Origin of the sequence: Rhodococcus sp. C3V (assembly GCF_029269915.1) — a bacterium.
GTDB lineage: Bacteria > Actinomycetota > Actinomycetes > Mycobacteriales > Mycobacteriaceae > Rhodococcus_F > Rhodococcus_F qingshengii.
Genome location: NZ_JARJBE010000008.1, coordinates 125,873 through 139,787 on the forward strand (window position 1 = coordinate 125,873; position 13,915 = coordinate 139,787).

At 61.4% G+C, this 13,915-nt stretch carries 14 protein-coding genes; all 14 read right to left on the reverse strand.

What is annotated here, in order from left to right:
- Positions 1-62: 62 nt before the first annotated feature.
- On the reverse strand, positions 63-1,310 hold the full coding sequence (locus P3G66_RS20805) for an MCE family protein (protein ID WP_003942085.1): 1,248 nt from the start codon (positions 1,308-1,310) through the stop codon (positions 63-65).
- Complete coding sequence (locus P3G66_RS20810) at positions 1,307-2,584, reverse strand: MCE family protein (protein ID WP_003941859.1); 1,278 nt, start codon at positions 2,582-2,584, stop codon at positions 1,307-1,309. The genes P3G66_RS20805 and P3G66_RS20810 overlap by 4 nt, the downstream gene beginning before the upstream one ends.
- Entirely contained in the window at positions 2,581-3,834 is a 1,254-nt protein-coding gene (locus tag P3G66_RS20815; protein ID WP_003941941.1) for an MCE family protein, read from the reverse strand. Before P3G66_RS20815 ends, P3G66_RS20810 begins: the two co-directional genes overlap by 4 nt.
- A complete protein-coding gene (locus tag P3G66_RS20820; protein WP_003942053.1) occupies positions 3,834-4,829 on the reverse strand; it encodes an MCE family protein in 996 nt (331 codons plus the stop codon). Before P3G66_RS20820 ends, P3G66_RS20815 begins: the two co-directional genes overlap by 1 nt.
- A complete protein-coding gene (locus tag P3G66_RS20825; RefSeq protein WP_003941932.1) occupies positions 4,826-5,905 on the reverse strand; it encodes an MlaD family protein in 1,080 nt (359 codons plus the stop codon). The genes P3G66_RS20820 and P3G66_RS20825 overlap by 4 nt, the downstream gene beginning before the upstream one ends.
- Positions 5,902-7,263 (reverse strand): MCE family protein, encoded by a 1,362-nt coding sequence (locus P3G66_RS20830; RefSeq protein WP_003942007.1) that lies wholly within the window; start codon positions 7,261-7,263, stop codon positions 5,902-5,904. Before P3G66_RS20830 ends, P3G66_RS20825 begins: the two co-directional genes overlap by 4 nt.
- Positions 7,260-8,120 (reverse strand): ABC transporter permease, encoded by an 861-nt coding sequence (locus P3G66_RS20835; protein ID WP_003941894.1) that lies wholly within the window; start codon positions 8,118-8,120, stop codon positions 7,260-7,262. Before P3G66_RS20835 ends, P3G66_RS20830 begins: the two co-directional genes overlap by 4 nt.
- A 5-nt stretch (positions 8,121-8,125) precedes the next feature.
- On the reverse strand, positions 8,126-8,920 hold the full coding sequence (locus P3G66_RS20840; protein ID WP_003942038.1) for an ABC transporter permease: 795 nt from the start codon (positions 8,918-8,920) through the stop codon (positions 8,126-8,128).
- A 9-nt stretch (positions 8,921-8,929) separates the two neighbouring features.
- Positions 8,930-10,051, reverse strand: coding sequence for an ABC transporter ATP-binding protein (locus P3G66_RS20845; RefSeq protein WP_007728450.1), 1,122 nt, complete (start codon positions 10,049-10,051; stop codon positions 8,930-8,932).
- A gap of 259 nt (positions 10,052-10,310) precedes the next feature.
- Positions 10,311-10,697, reverse strand: coding sequence for a 50S ribosomal protein L7/L12 (gene rplL, locus P3G66_RS20850; protein WP_003941857.1), 387 nt, complete (start codon positions 10,695-10,697; stop codon positions 10,311-10,313).
- Positions 10,698-10,775: 78 nt separating this feature from the next.
- Positions 10,776-11,360, reverse strand: coding sequence for a 50S ribosomal protein L10 (gene rplJ, locus P3G66_RS20855; RefSeq protein ID WP_003942074.1), 585 nt, complete (start codon positions 11,358-11,360; stop codon positions 10,776-10,778).
- A gap of 419 nt (positions 11,361-11,779) precedes the next feature.
- On the reverse strand, positions 11,780-12,472 hold the full coding sequence (locus tag P3G66_RS20860) for a hypothetical protein (protein WP_042453090.1): 693 nt from the start codon (positions 12,470-12,472) through the stop codon (positions 11,780-11,782).
- A gap of 151 nt (positions 12,473-12,623) precedes the next feature.
- A complete protein-coding gene (rplA, locus tag P3G66_RS20865) occupies positions 12,624-13,343 on the reverse strand; it encodes a 50S ribosomal protein L1 (protein ID WP_003941982.1) in 720 nt (239 codons plus the stop codon).
- A gap of 109 nt (positions 13,344-13,452) precedes the next feature.
- Positions 13,453-13,887, reverse strand: coding sequence for a 50S ribosomal protein L11 (rplK, locus tag P3G66_RS20870; RefSeq protein ID WP_003941896.1), 435 nt, complete (start codon positions 13,885-13,887; stop codon positions 13,453-13,455).
- Positions 13,888-13,915: the final 28 nt, after the last annotated feature.

A 13,915-nucleotide genomic window follows, 5' to 3' on the forward strand; every position in this document is an offset into this window, starting at 1 on the left:
AATCGTCAACTGCCACAACTCAGTAGCCTGAACTGCACAAACTCGACCACATTCGGATCGGTCTACTTCGGTGTCACTCCGAGCAACGGCGCCAACTGCGTCGCGATCGGGTTGAGGTTCAACTTGTCCGGATCGACCTTCGGCTTGAAGTCCCAAGGCTGGATCGTGTCGGGATCGGCGTACACCACGCGGTTGGCACTGCGGACGCCCGTCTCGCTGCCCAGCGGCGTCTCACACGACGCGGCGGTGTTGAGCGGGAAGTCCTGCTGGGTGTCGTCGAAATTGGGATTCTGACGCTTCATCTCGTCCAGGATCGCCATGGTGCCTTCGTAACCCACCGTGCACGAGAGCGGATTGTTGGTCTCCAGCACCAAGCCCTGATGGACCGTTCCGTCGCCGGGAGCAACCGTCGGTGCGGCAGCGGCCAGACCGGGAAGGAAGATCAGGAACGGCTGCAGCGCGATCGTTCGCGGCGCAAGCGTCTTGGTGGTCGCGGCAAGATTGGTCAGGTCAGTCGTCAGGCTCGGGCCCGCCTCGTTGATGAGGGCACCGATCTGATCGCTGGCCGGGATGCCGTTGTCGATCAAGCGACGGATGTCCGGATCACTGGTCCGCAACTGCGCCGTGACAGCATCGAGATCGGTACTGAACTGCTTGATCGCGGAGGACTGATCCGACTGCGTCGTCAGTACCGTCTCACTGTTCCGAATCAGCGCGAGCGTCTGAGGCAGAGTGTCGAGCCCGGACTGCGAGAGACCGGACAGCGAATCGGCCAGGACCTGAATGTCCTCGCCCTTCCCGTTGAACGCTGCACCGAGTTCGACGGCGACGGTGTGGAGCGCGTCGACGGGCACGGACTTGACCAAGCCGTTGGCACTGGTCAGCACATCCTCGATCGGGATCGGAGTTGTGGTGTCCCCCACCGCGATCACCGAGCCGTCCTCGAGAAACGGTCCCTGGTCGGTATCGGGCTGAAGGTCGACGTACTGCTCACCGATGGCGGAGCGGTTGGCCACGACGGCACGGGCCGACGCGGGAATCTCCGGAGCACTGTTGTCGATCTTCAGGTCGACCTGAATTCCGTCCTCGGTCAACGACATGTCGCCCACTCGCCCGACCGGCACGCCGCGATACGTCACCTCGGCGTTGGTGAAAATTCCACCGGACGTGGCCAATTCGGTCTTGACCGTGTACTGACCGAACCCCATGAGGTTGTCCAGGCGCACGTACTTGGCGCCGACGTAGATGAGACCCAGGAGCGCAACCACGACAAAGCCGACGAGCTGCCATCTGACCAGAGCTGATCTCACTGTCCATCACCGCCGATTCCGAACTGTTCCAGCATTCCCTGGATGGGGTTGAGTGGGTTCGCCGCGGGCGCCGGCGTTGCCGGGTCACCCGCTGTTGTGGCGGGAAGGCCGGCGACAACGGGAACCTGCGGCAGGATCGGAGCGATCGGCAGCAGTGACACTGTCGGCCACCCCGGTCGCGGCCCGTTGCCGTTGTAGTACGGGTTGGAGGGGTCGACCACCGGCTTGGGATTGCCGAACTTGGGCTGGCGGTATTCCGGTTCTCCCTGCCCGACACCGAGACCCGAGAGTGTATTGCCGATCTGCAGGTCGACACTCAGGAAGAGGTTGACGGAACCACCCTGTGCAATCTTCTCGACACCGTCCGGGAACGGGAACGTCGGAAGGAACGGAAGTGCCCCCACGAAGTCGTCACCGGAGTCTGCGAGCGCCTGCAGCGTCGGACGCAGAGCCTGAAGATCAGCGATCAGATCGTCCTTGGACTGTGTGAGGACGTCGGTTCCCACTGTTCCGAGTCGATCCACCTGAGCGAGCATCTGCGTCAGCTGCGGACGCTGCTCGTTGAGAACCTGTGTCGCAACGGGGAGTTCCTCGAGAATCTTCCCGATCTTCTCGTTCTGATCGTTGACGCGAGTCGAGAGCACATCCAGGCCGTCGAGGGCGCGTGTGATGTCGTCACGCTGCTCGTTGAGTCCACCGATGAGTGTGTTCGCCTGCTCCAGAAGACTTCTCGTCTTGCCTTCGCGACCGTCGAACGCGGCACCGAGTTCTTCGACGATGGGCTGCAACTGGCCCACACCGCCGCCGTTGAGCAGCAGCGACAATGCGCCGAGAACCTGCTCGATCTCCGTGGCGTGGCGAGTGCGATCCAGCGGAATGAGGTCACCGTCGGCCAGCTTCGCAGAGTCCGGTCCGGACGGCGGGGCCGACAGCTGGATGAACTTCTCGCCGAGCAGGTTGGTCTGCTCGACCGCGGCAATTGCGTTGGCGGGCAGATCAACCGACGAGTCGAGGATGATTCCGACGTCCGCGGTCCATCCGTCCGGTCCGACCGACACGTCGTCGACTCGACCGACGGGAACGCCGTCGACCTTCACAGCGGACTGCGGAACCAAGTCGAGCACGTCGTCGAACTGAATGGTCAAGTGCATCGGATCGGAACCCACATCAGGACCGCCGGGAAGCGGGACAGCGTAGATCCCCTCGGACGAGCAGGCGGTTGCCGAGATCAGGACGGCGCACAATCCGGCGCCGACTATCAACGAACGCTTCACTCGCCCTCCCCGTTTCCACTGGTCAGTCGCGGTGACACGACGCCGGGCACAGTGCCCGGAACTACCTGCATCTGTCGTTCGGAACCGGCAAGGATGCCGAAGGGAAGGTTCAGGCCTGCAGCCTGATTGGCTGCGTCGGTCATCGCAGCGACGTTTGCGCACTGGTCGATGGCCGGTTGCATCTGCCTTCCCAATGCCTCGAACCGCGGATCACCGGGCAACAGCTTGCCGAGGTCCATCAACTTGCAGAGCACGCCGGCCGGGTTCTGAAGATCAGGGAACGCCAGACGTGAAGCCAGCACACCTGATTCGGCGTCGTACGAGTTGACCAAGTTGGAGATCGCCAACGGAAGCATGGTGAGCGTGTTGGCCAGGGCTTCCTTGTTGTTCGCCAATGTCTGTGTCGGTTCGACGAGACCTTCGGTTGTCTGGACCAACTGATCGCGGTTGTCGGCCACGAACTTCGCGACGTCGCCGAGAGCAATCGAGAGCTGGTTCAGAGCGGCACCGAGATCGTCGCGCTCACCTGCCAGGAATCCGGTCAGGTCCGACAACTGCGTGTTGAACTGGCGCACCTGCTGATCGTTGGCCGCGAGAGCGCCCACAAAAGTATCCAGGTTCTTGATGGTGAGCGAGATGTTGTCACGCGAATCGTTGAGCGTCCGTGCGGCATCCGAGAGGTTGGTGATGCTGTCTCCCAACGCTTCACCGTTGCCCTCGAGGTTGGCCGCACCTGTCTCGACGAAATCGGACAGTGCTCCGTTCTTGTTGGCACCTTCAGGACCGAGAGCCGACGCGAGTTCGTCGATGCTGGAGTACAACTGGTCGACCTCGACAGGCGTCGCCGTCTTCTCGATCGGAATTACTGCACCGCTGGCCATCTTGTCGCCGCCGGTGAAGACCGGTGTCAGCTGGATGTAGCGGTCGGCAACCACCGACGGCGTGATCTGAGCGGCACTGGCACCCGCGGGAATGTCGATCCCACGATCGACACGCAGCTCGACCTTGACCTGATCTCCCTGGGGTTCGACGGATTCGACGGTGCCGACCTTGACACCGAGAACACGAACGTCGGAGCCGTCGTAGATACCCACCGACTTGTCGAAGTAGGCGGTGATCTTGGTGGTACCGGCGCGAGTGAACACCCACCACAGCGCGCCACCGATTACGAGTAACCCGATCAGAACAGCGGCGATGATCGCGACCGAGCGCTTCTTGGAGCCGCTTCCGGCTTCGGCAGTATCAGCCATCAGTTGCCTCCCAACGTACGAACGGGGTCACGGTAGCCCGGAATGTCCGGCAGACCCGGCGGAAGGAGGTTCACGACGACCTGGTCGAACCAACGGCCGTTGCCGACCACGTTGGCGTACAAGCGAATGAAGGGTTCGTAGAGCTTCAGTGCCTTGTCCAAGTTCTCGTTGTTGGCCTTCAAGATGTCGATGACGCCGTTGAGCTGCGTCAGCGCCGGCCCGATTGCCGCCTCGTTGTCACGAACGAGACCGGTGAGCTGCTGAGAGACGCGCTGAGTTCCGGTGAGCAGCTGCGAAATCGCTTGCTGGCGATTGTTGAGTTCCTGCACCAAAAGTCCGCCGTCTCGGATCAGCTGGGTGAATTCCTTGTTGCGGTCAGCAAGAATCTGCGACGTCTTCCCGGTGGCGGCGAAGAGCTTCTGCAAGTCCTGATCGCGGCTCGCGATCGTCTGCGACAGCCGACTGACACCGTCGAGCGAAGCGCGGACATCGCCAGGTGTCTCGGAAAATGCCTGGGACAACGTCTCCATGCTCTTCGCCAACTGGTCGGTGTCGATGTCGCCGACTGTGTCTGCCGCGGCCGAGAAGGCCTGAACGACGTCGTACGGAGAGGTGGTGCGCTCGAGCGGAATCCGATCCTTGGGATCGAGGTTGTCGGTTCCGCGCGGATCTAGTGCGAGGTACTTCTGTCCCAGAATGGTCTTGATCTGAATGGACGCAGAGGTTTGATCTCCCACCCACGCGTCACTGACCTTGAAGTCGACGAGAACACGGTCACCGTCGAGATCGACGGAAGTGACCTTGCCGACCTTCACGCCGGCGATACGAACCTCGTTACCAGGCTTGAGACCCGCGGCTTCGGAGAACTCGGCGGAGTAGGACGAGCCTGCTCCCACGAACGGAAGCGAATCGAGGAAGAACGCGGACAAAGTGGCCAGCAGCACCACGAAGATACCGATGGCTCCGGCCATTGCCGGACTGCGACGTTTACTCATCGACCTTGCAACTCCCTCATACCGTCTTGAGTGCATCGCGTGGCCGCGTTGGTGTAAATCGGCTGATTGACCGTCGGCAGGCCGGTGGGCAGATTCAGCGAGGCAGACTGTCCTGGACCGGCAACGATGTCGATTCCGCACAGATAGAACTGGAACCAGGAACCGTAGCTCGCTACGCGTGCGAGCTTCTCGAGCTTGACCGGCAAGGTCTCGAGCACCGCGTTGACGTCGTCACTCCGACGATTGAGTGTGGTCGCCAGCGTGTTGAGTGCCGTGATCGAGCCCTGAATCGACGGCCGCGTCGGCTCGAGCAGGTCTGCCGTCGCGTCGGTCAGGCCGGCGAGTGAGGTGACGGCCGAACCGACCACCCCACGCTCGTTGGCCAACCCGGTGACGAGTTGCTGGGTGTTGACGATCAGTGAATCGAGGTTCTTGTCGTTCGCGTTGACGGTGTCGAGAACGTCGTTGAGGTTCTTGATCACCGCGCCGATGACCGCGTCCTTGTCCGCGACGGTGTTGGTCAGGCTCGCGGTGTTGCGCACGAGCTCACTGATGGTGCCCGATTCGCCTTGGAAGACCTGGATGATCTGGTACGACAGCTTGTTGACGTCGTCCGCGCTCAGGGTGGTGAACAGCGGCTTGAAGCCGTTGAAGAGTGTCGTGAGGTTGACTGCCGGGCGCGTCTGAGACAGCGGCAGGGTATCGCCGCCGGTGATCTTCTTGCCTTGGCTGCCTTCACCCTGCGAGAGCGAGATGTACCGCTGCCCCACCAGGTTGCGGAACCGGATGGTGGCGATGGAACTGGCCGGCAACCAATCACGGTCGGATACCGAGAACTGGACCTCGGCCTGGTTGTCGTTGACGATGGCAATCTTCTCGACCTGGCCGACACGAACACCGGCAATGCGAACCTCGTCGCCCTCGTTCAACGAAGTGACGTCGGAGAAGACGGCGTTGAACTTGGTGCCGCCACCGCCGCCGAGGTTGGCGATACTGGCTGCCAGCAGTCCTGTCGCCAGGACCGTCACCACAACGAAGATGATGAGCTTTGTCAGCGGAGCTGCGAGTCCTCTCATTGGACGCTCACCTCCGCACCTGCGAATGCCGGAGCGCTGACCATCGTGGTCCACGCCGGAACATCGTCCGGCGCAACACCGTTGGCCTGTCCGTAGATCACCTTCAACGTATCCTCTTCGAGTTTCGAGCCCGCGTAGCCGGCCTGCTGAGCCGGACCGCTGTTGTTGGTCGAGAACAACTGAGGTCCGGAGCCCTCGGGTGCAGGCAGGAATTCCATGGTGGCGGGACCTGGATTGCGGGAAGGAACCTGGTAGGAACCGTCACCGTACGAACCGCCGGGGTACTGCGGGAACGGACGACCGGGCTCGGTGACGTTGTCGTAGCAAACCGGGCCGCGGTTGTCGACGAGCCGTGGCTCGTCTTGGTTGGGCAGGTAGCGACCCTTGGGGTTCACGATCTGAATACTCGCACGCACACCAGGATTGGGCGCGTCGGTGGACAGGATCTTGGCAGCTTCCGGAGCGGTGTCCGAGAAGCCCTTGAACGTGCACCCGAAGGTCGGAGAGTACTGGGCCAGAAGCTGGAGAGCTTCCTTCGAATCCGCAGCGAGCGTGATGATCGAGGACGAGTTCGCTTCGAGGAAGGCTGCGGTGTCAGACGATGTCACGGTGAGCGACGCCAGCAGTGTCCGCAACTGGTCCTGCTTCTGCACCACCGTGTTACCCGTGGTCCGCAGATTGTCGAGAGCGTTGATCAGATCGGGCGCAGCGTCCGAGTACGTCTGGGAGAAGTCCGCGAACTTGCGCAGATCCTCTTGCACCGCGGGCAGTTCGGTATTGACGCCGCGGAAGATCTCCTCGAGACGATCGACCGTCAGACCGAGCTCGGCGCCGCGTCCCGTCAGACCCTGCGCGAGAGAACCGAGCGTGTTCGCCAGATCCTGCGGCGGAATCGCCTGCAGAAGTGGGAGCAGTCCGTCCAGAACGTCGCCGACCTCGACAGCATTGCCGCTCTTGTCCTGGTGGATCACCGTTCCCGCGGAAATCGGGGTCGCGGTGGTTCCCTCCGGAATGATCAGGGAGACGTAGCGCTCACCGAAAAGCGTCTTCGGGAGCAGACGCGCCGTGACGTTGGACGGAATCAGATCAGCCTTGTCCGGCTCGATCGCGAGGACCGAGGTGACCTGGCCGTCTTTCGTCGACGCGGATCGCACCTCGCCGACCAGCAGCCCACGGACCTTGACGTCCGCGTTGGGTGGCAACGCATTTCCGACTGTGTCGGTCACGAGGTCGATCTTCACGACGTCCTTGAACGTCTTGTTGAAGGTTCCGATGGTGAAGGCCAGGAACAATGCCAACACCACGAAGAACACGAGTCCGAGCACACGGCGGCGCAGGACTGACGGAGCCTCGATCATCCGGCCACCCTCACTGTCGTCGTGGTGCCCCAGATTGCGAGGCTGAGGAAGAAGTCGAGAACGGCGATCGTCACGATTGCGGCGCGAACAGCGCGGCCGACGGCCACGCCGACACCTGCGGGACCACCTGAGGCATGGAACCCGTAGTAGCAGTGGATCAGGATCAGCACGAAGGCGAATACCAGGACTTTCGCAAACGAATACAGCACGTCCTGCGGTGGCAGGAACAGGTTGAAGTAGTGGTCGTAGGAACCCGTTGATTGCCCGTTGAAGACCGTGCTGATCACTCTCGAGGCGAGGTACGCCGCAAGCAGACCCACGATGTACAGCGGGATGACGGCGACGAAGCCGGCGATCATGCGCGTCGTGACCAGGAACGGCACCGACGGAACTGCCATGACCTCGAGCGCGTCGATCTCTTCGGAGATTCGCATGGCACCGAGTTGGGCGGTGAAGCCACAACCAACCGTGGCCGAGAGCGCAAGAGCCGCAACGATCGGAGCGATCTCACGGGTGTTGACGTATGCGGAGAGGAAGCCGGTCAGGACCGAGCTACCCAACTGCTCCAGAGCGGCGAAGCCCTGGAGGCCGACGACGACACCCGTGAATCCGGACATCATCGCGATGACGCCGATGGTTCCGCCGATCACCGCGAGCGCACCGCTACCGAAGGTCACTTCGGCGAGTAGTCGAAGCGTCTCCTTCCGGTACCGATGCAGCGTGCGAGGGGTCCACGCGATGGCGCGCGCGTAGAACGACATCTGCTCGCCCGCGCGGTCCAACGCGTTCACTGGAATTCTGGCTACTTTGCGACTCTTCAGCAGGAACTGATCGCCGCGGCCTCGTGCGATGGTCATTTAGGTCAAGATCCCTTCGCCGGCACGATCTGGAGGTACACCATCGTCAGAATCAGATTGGCGAAGAACAACAGCAGGAACGTGATGACGACGGCCTGGTTCACCGCCTCACCGACGCCCTTCGGGCCACCGGACGGGTGGAGTCCCTTGTACGCGGAGATCACACCAGCGATGACACCGAACACCGCGGCTTTGATCTCACCGCTCCAAATGTCCGGTAGCTGCGCAAAAGCTGAGAATGACGAGATGTAGGCACCGGGGTTACCGCCCTGCAGGATCACGTTGAAGAAGTAACCACCCGCGATACCGACGACGGACACCAGTCCGTTGAGCAGAACAGCGATCAGCACCATCGCGAGTACACGCGGAACCACCAGGCGCTGAATCGGATTGATTCCGAGGACTTCCATCGCGTCGATCTCTTCACGGATGGTTCGAGAACCGAGATCGGCCGTCACGGCCGATCCGGCCGCACCGGCGACCAGCAACGCTGTCACCAGGGGGCTACCCTGCTGGATCACTGCCAGGACGCTGGCAGCGCCGGTGAACGATTCTGCACCCAACTGCTTGATCAGCGAACCGGTCTGCAGTGAGACGACGGCGCCGAAAGGGATGGCTACCAATGCCGTCGGCAAAATTGTCACGCTGGCGATGAACCAGGCCTGCTCGATGAACTCACGGAACTGGAATGGACGCCGGAACGTATTCCTGACGACGTCGACAAACAGTTCGACGATGTTTCCGGCCTGAGTTAATGCTCCGTTGACCGGACTCAGAACCGAGTTGCGGGTAACCCCCATCCGATATGCCTACCCTTGCCCGTGTGTCGTGTTTCCGTAGGGATCGCCCTCGTATGCAGGAATGACCTGCGTGTCTTGCGAGTTGTCGTTCCACTCCCCCTGATAGCCGCTCGCTTCGGCGTACTGGGGATCGTACTGCCCAGTTCCGTCAACCTCGTCAAGGCTGTCCTGAATCGCCGCCTGTGCGTTAGCTGGGAGGGTGTGCATGATCTGACGGACGCGCTCCTGGCGACGACGAACAGCCTGACGCTCCGGGTTTCCGGGGGTGGCCTTCATCTGCGGCACGATGCCCTCGACGTCGTCGACACCACCGGCGTGGTGACCGGCGTCGACGAGCGCCTGCTCGTGCGCCATCTGAGCCTCGTCCTTCTCCTCCGACATACCGATCGGACCGATCATCGTTCCGTTGAGGAACTGCTTGACGACGGGCTCGTCCGAGGTGAGCAGCACCTCGCGAGGACCGAACATCACCAACTGACGACGGAAAAGCATGCCGATGTTGTCCGGCACCGTGCGTGCGAGGTTGATGTTGTGCGAGACGATCAGAATCGTCGCGTCCGACTGGGCGTTGATGTCGATCAGCGTTTGGCTGATGTACGTCGTACGCACCGGATCCAGACCGGAGTCGGGCTCGTCGACGAGGATGATCTCGGGATCGAGAACGAGTGCACGCGCCAGACCGGCACGCTTGCGCATACCGCCGGAGATCTCACCGGGAAGCTTGTCCTCGGCGCCGACCAGACCCGTGAGGTCCAACTTCTCCATCACGATCTTGCGGATATCGGATTCCGACTTCTTGGTGTGCTCACGAAGCGGGAAGGCGATGTTGTCGTACAAGTTCATCGAGCCGAACAGTGCGCCGTCCTGGAAGAGAACGCCGAACAGCTTGCGGATCTCGTAGAGCTCCTTGGAGGAGCACTGCAGGATGTCCGTGCCGTCGATGACGATGGAGCCTTGTTCAGGGCGGAGCAGTCCGATCAGGGACTTCAGGAACACCGACTTACCGGTACCCGAAGGCCCGAGCAGTGCGCTGACCTCACCCGCGGGAAGTGTCAACGACACGTCCTGCCAAATCCTCTGCGACCCGAAAGACTTTGTCAGTCCTTGTACCGCTACCTCGACTCCCACCATTACCTCCGCGACGTCCGTTGCATGCATGCACCCGTGTGGGTTGGGTCACTCTATCGCATGGGAGTGGTACCCGTGACTGCGAATACTACTAACGAGTAGGGAAGAAGCATAATTCAGATCACAGCCTAGTTCGGACACCCCTCCCACCTGCATGAATTCCGGCATATCACCCGCGAAAAAAGTTCAAAAAAAGAGGGCCACTCCCCGTGGGGAGTGGCCCTCTTCGTTACTACTCGCGAAGAGCAGCGGGAAAACCGTCTTACTTGATGACGATCTTTGCGCCGGCAGCTTCGAGCTTTTCCTTGGCAGCCTCTGCGGCGTCCTTGGCAACCTTCTCGAGGATGGCCTTCGGAGCGCTCTCGACGAGATCCTTGGCTTCCTTCAGGCCGAGGCCGGAAACGACCTCACGGACGACCTTGATGACCTGGATCTTCTTGTCGCCAGCCGACTCGAGGACGACGTCGAACTCGTCCTGCTCTTCAGCAGCTTCTGCGCCGGCAGCCGGTGCGCCTGCAGCGGCGACGGCGACGGGAGCAGCAGCGGTGACCTCGAAGGTCTCCTCGAATGCCTTAACGAACTCCGAGAGCTCGAGGAGGGTGAGCTCCTTGAACTGGTCCAACAACTCTTCGGTGCTGAGCTTCGCCATTGTGGCGGTCCTTCCTGTAAGTCCCATGTCGCTGATCCGCGACCGGGCGGGGTTATAGCAGTGATGCGCGGGTGCGGATCAGCTTTCGGCTTCGGCCTCGGCCGGAGCCTCGGTGGCAGCCTCTGCGGGGGCCTCTGCGGCTCCGCCTTCTGCAGCCTTCTTCTCCTGCAGGGCAGCGGCCAGACGGGCCATCTGCGAAGCGGGAGCATTGAACAGGCCTGCGGCCTTTGCCAAGTTGCCCTTCATCGCGCCGGCAAGCTTTGCCAACAGGATTTCGCGGGATTCGAGATCCGCGATCTTGTTGACCTCTTCCACGGACAGCGCAGCGCCGTCCATGTAGCCGCCCTTGATGATGAGCGCCTTGTTGTCCTTAGCGAAGTTCTTCAGAGCCTTCGCAGCGTCGACCGGTTCGCCCTTGATGAATGCAATGGCGGTCGGACCAACGAACAGGTCATCAAGGCCCTCGATGCCAGCCTCTGCGGCGGCACGCTTGACCAGGGTGTTCTTGGCGACGGAGTAGGTGGCACCTTCTCCGAGAGCGCGTCGCAGTGTCGTGATGTTGCCAACCGAAAGGCCACGGTATTCCGTGACCACAGCGGCGGTCGAACCCTTGAACTGCTCGGTGATTTCCGCAACTGCGGAAACCTTCTCAGGCTTTGCCATACTTCGCCTCCTCTCGTGACAGTCGTTGTCCCACTCAGGAACCGCTGCACCTCATCGGGGTGAACCCGAGAAGACACAGTCCGCGACATGCAAAACGCCCCGGCGCAAGCGCACGGGGCGTACAGAGGAAACATGAAGAAGAGGCTTACGAATCAGCGTAACGATGCAAAGCGAGGCAGTGCATAACCAGGCAAACTGTAGAACCACTACATCAAGCTATCCCCCTACCTCGTTCACCTACGTGGGCCGCCGGGCACTCCCGGACTTTCAACCACACCCATCACTGAGTGCAATCACCAACGGTCTTGGGTAGAACATGATTTTGGGGTGAAGTTCATATCCAGCACTGAACTCCGCCTCGAAGACTACCTGACTGCTCGCTGCACAACCAAATCGGGTTCGTCACGCACCCGATTCCTTCAAGCACCGATAGCCCTGGCGATCTTGTGTTCGATTGCTGCCCGAGCTCGGTCCGGCAACACCAGCAATCCATCGAGTTCCTTGTGGGCCTTCCGGTACGCACTCTGACGTTCCTGTGGCGTCGCGCCCTCGTCCATGGCCAGTCGCAGCAGACGTTGCGCCCTTACCAGGCGTTCTTGTTCGTCGAGGGTGAATCCGCTCCGTCGGCGGCGCTTCGCCTCAGCTTCCGCGATTTCGAAGGCGATCGAGTAAGCGTGCACCGCCTCGCGGTACTCGGTTTGTGCCTGCTGGTTGCCGATCATCGTCTCCGGATTGCCTGGGCGAAGCAGATCGGCACGATATTTGGCTCGATGAAAATCGGCGGTCAAAGGCTCGCGCATGTCCGTCATCATCGGGGTGTCGAGCAGTGTGACCGGATCGAGCTCGTACGAGAACCATCGGGCGTCGACCGCATCGTGCTGCTCGATTGCCTTGGCCAGCTCTCGGCGCTGTGTTTCTTCGTCGGCGTGATGTTGTGCGTTGGCTTGCGCGATGGCGACCTTGGTCTGCTGCTTGAGCCGGAAGCGCTCTTGCCGGCGCTCGATCCGCCTTTCGTTGGCAACCGCGACACCCTTCAGCGCCCCACCGATGGTGCCGCCGAAAACGAAGATCAGCCACCAAAAGTTTCCGAGGAACTGGAACGCTTCGTGCATACCCCGATGATGCCACCGTTAGATCGATACCACCGTTGGACCGATACCACCGTTGGACCGATACCACCGGCAGGGATCACCCTCTCCCGAAACGACAAGAAGGCCGGCAGGGAGTGATCCCTGCCGGCCTTCTTGTTCGTATGCGGACTGCTTACGCGTCTGCAGCATCCTCGAGGAGGTTGCGAGTACGGTTCGGATCCACCGGGATGCCCGGACCGGTGGTGGTCGAGACCGTGATCTTCTTCACGTAGCGACCCTTGGCCGACGAGGGCTTCGCACGCAGGATCTCGTCCAGGGCTGCGCCGTAGTTCTCCACCAGCTTCTCATCGTCGAACGATGCCTTGCCGATGACGAAGTGCAGGTTGGCCTGCTTGTCGACGCGGAAGTTGATCTTTCCGCCCTTGATGTCGTTGACAGCCTTGGTGACATCCGCCGTGACGGTGCCCGTCTTCGGGTTCGGCATCAGGCCACGGGGTCCGAGGACACGGGCGATGCGGCCGACCTTGGCCATCTGATCAGGAGTCGCGATTGCGGCGTCGAAATCGACCCATCCACCCTGGATGCGCTCGATTAGGTCTTCTGCACCGACTACGTCAGCGCCTGCAGCCTCGGCTTCTGCTGCCTTCTCGCCAACAGCGAACACGATGACGCGAGCGGTCTTACCGGTGCCGTGGGGCAGGTTGACCGTTCCGCGGACCATCTGGTCAGCCTTACGGGGGTCGACGCCCAGACGAACTGCAACCTCAACGGTTGCATCCATCTTGGTGGACGACGTCTCCTTGGCGAGCTTTGCAGCCTGAAGCGGGCTGTAGAGCTTGTCTGCGTCGATCTTCTCAGCGGCGGCGAGGTACGCCTTGCTGCGCTTTGCCATTTGTTCTGTCCTTACTTGTCACTGCAGCGAATTACCTGTGCAGTGGTGAATGGTTCAGTTGTGGTCGGGGCCTGGCCGGCCCTCCCACGTAATGCTGTGGAGCGGACTATCAGCCCTGGACCGTGATGCCCATGGAACGAGCGGTGCCGGCGATGATCTTCGCGGCCTGCTCGATGTCATTGGCATTGAGGTCTTCAGCCTTGGTCTTCGCGATTTCGCGCACCTGATCCATGGTCACCGAGGCAACCTTGGTCTTGTGCGGTTCGCCGGAGCCCTTGGCGACGCCGGCTGCCTTGAGGAGCAGCTTGGCGGCGGGAGGGGTCTTCAGCTTGAAATCGAAGGTCCGGTCTTCGTAGACCGAGATCTCGACCGGCACAACGTTGCCGCGCTGGGACTCAGTCGCCGCGTTGTAGGCCTTGCAGAACTCCATGATGTTCACGCCGTGCTGACCGAGCGCGGGACCCACGGGAGGTGCAGGGTTAGCCTGACCTGCCTGGATCTGCAGCTTGATGAGCCCGGCGAGCTTCTTCTTCTTTGGGGGCATCTCTAGTTCCTAGTTTCTAGCTTGGGTG

Excerpts from the sequence above, each read along its gene's own strand:
- P3G66_RS20815 (WP_003941941.1), bottom strand. The coding sequence starts at position 3,834 with ATGGCTGATACTGCCGAAGCCGGAAGCGGCTCCAAGAAGCGCTCGGTC.
- P3G66_RS20820 (WP_003942053.1), bottom strand. The coding sequence starts at position 4,829 with ATGAGTAAACGTCGCAGTCCGGCAATGGCCGGAGCCATCGGTATCTTC.
- P3G66_RS20825 (WP_003941932.1), bottom strand. The coding sequence starts at position 5,905 with ATGAGAGGACTCGCAGCTCCGCTGACAAAGCTCATCATCTTCGTTGTG.
- P3G66_RS20830 (WP_003942007.1), bottom strand. The coding sequence starts at position 7,263 with ATGATCGAGGCTCCGTCAGTCCTGCGCCGCCGTGTGCTCGGACTCGTG.
- P3G66_RS20835 (WP_003941894.1), bottom strand. The coding sequence starts at position 8,120 with ATGACCATCGCACGAGGCCGCGGCGATCAGTTCCTGCTGAAGAGTCGC.
- P3G66_RS20840 (WP_003942038.1), bottom strand. The coding sequence starts at position 8,920 with ATGGGGGTTACCCGCAACTCGGTTCTGAGTCCGGTCAACGGAGCATTA.
- P3G66_RS20845 (WP_007728450.1), bottom strand. The coding sequence starts at position 10,051 with ATGGTGGGAGTCGAGGTAGCGGTACAAGGACTGACAAAGTCTTTCGGG.
- rplL (WP_003941857.1), bottom strand. The coding sequence starts at position 10,697 with ATGGCGAAGCTCAGCACCGAAGAGTTGTTGGACCAGTTCAAGGAGCTC.
- rplJ (WP_003942074.1), bottom strand. The coding sequence starts at position 11,360 with ATGGCAAAGCCTGAGAAGGTTTCCGCAGTTGCGGAAATCACCGAGCAG.
- P3G66_RS20860 (WP_042453090.1), bottom strand. The coding sequence starts at position 12,472 with ATGCACGAAGCGTTCCAGTTCCTCGGAAACTTTTGGTGGCTGATCTTC.
- rplA (WP_003941982.1), bottom strand. The coding sequence starts at position 13,343 with ATGGCAAAGCGCAGCAAGGCGTACCTCGCCGCCGCTGAGAAGATCGAC.
- rplK (WP_003941896.1), bottom strand. The coding sequence starts at position 13,887 with ATGCCCCCAAAGAAGAAGAAGCTCGCCGGGCTCATCAAGCTGCAGATC.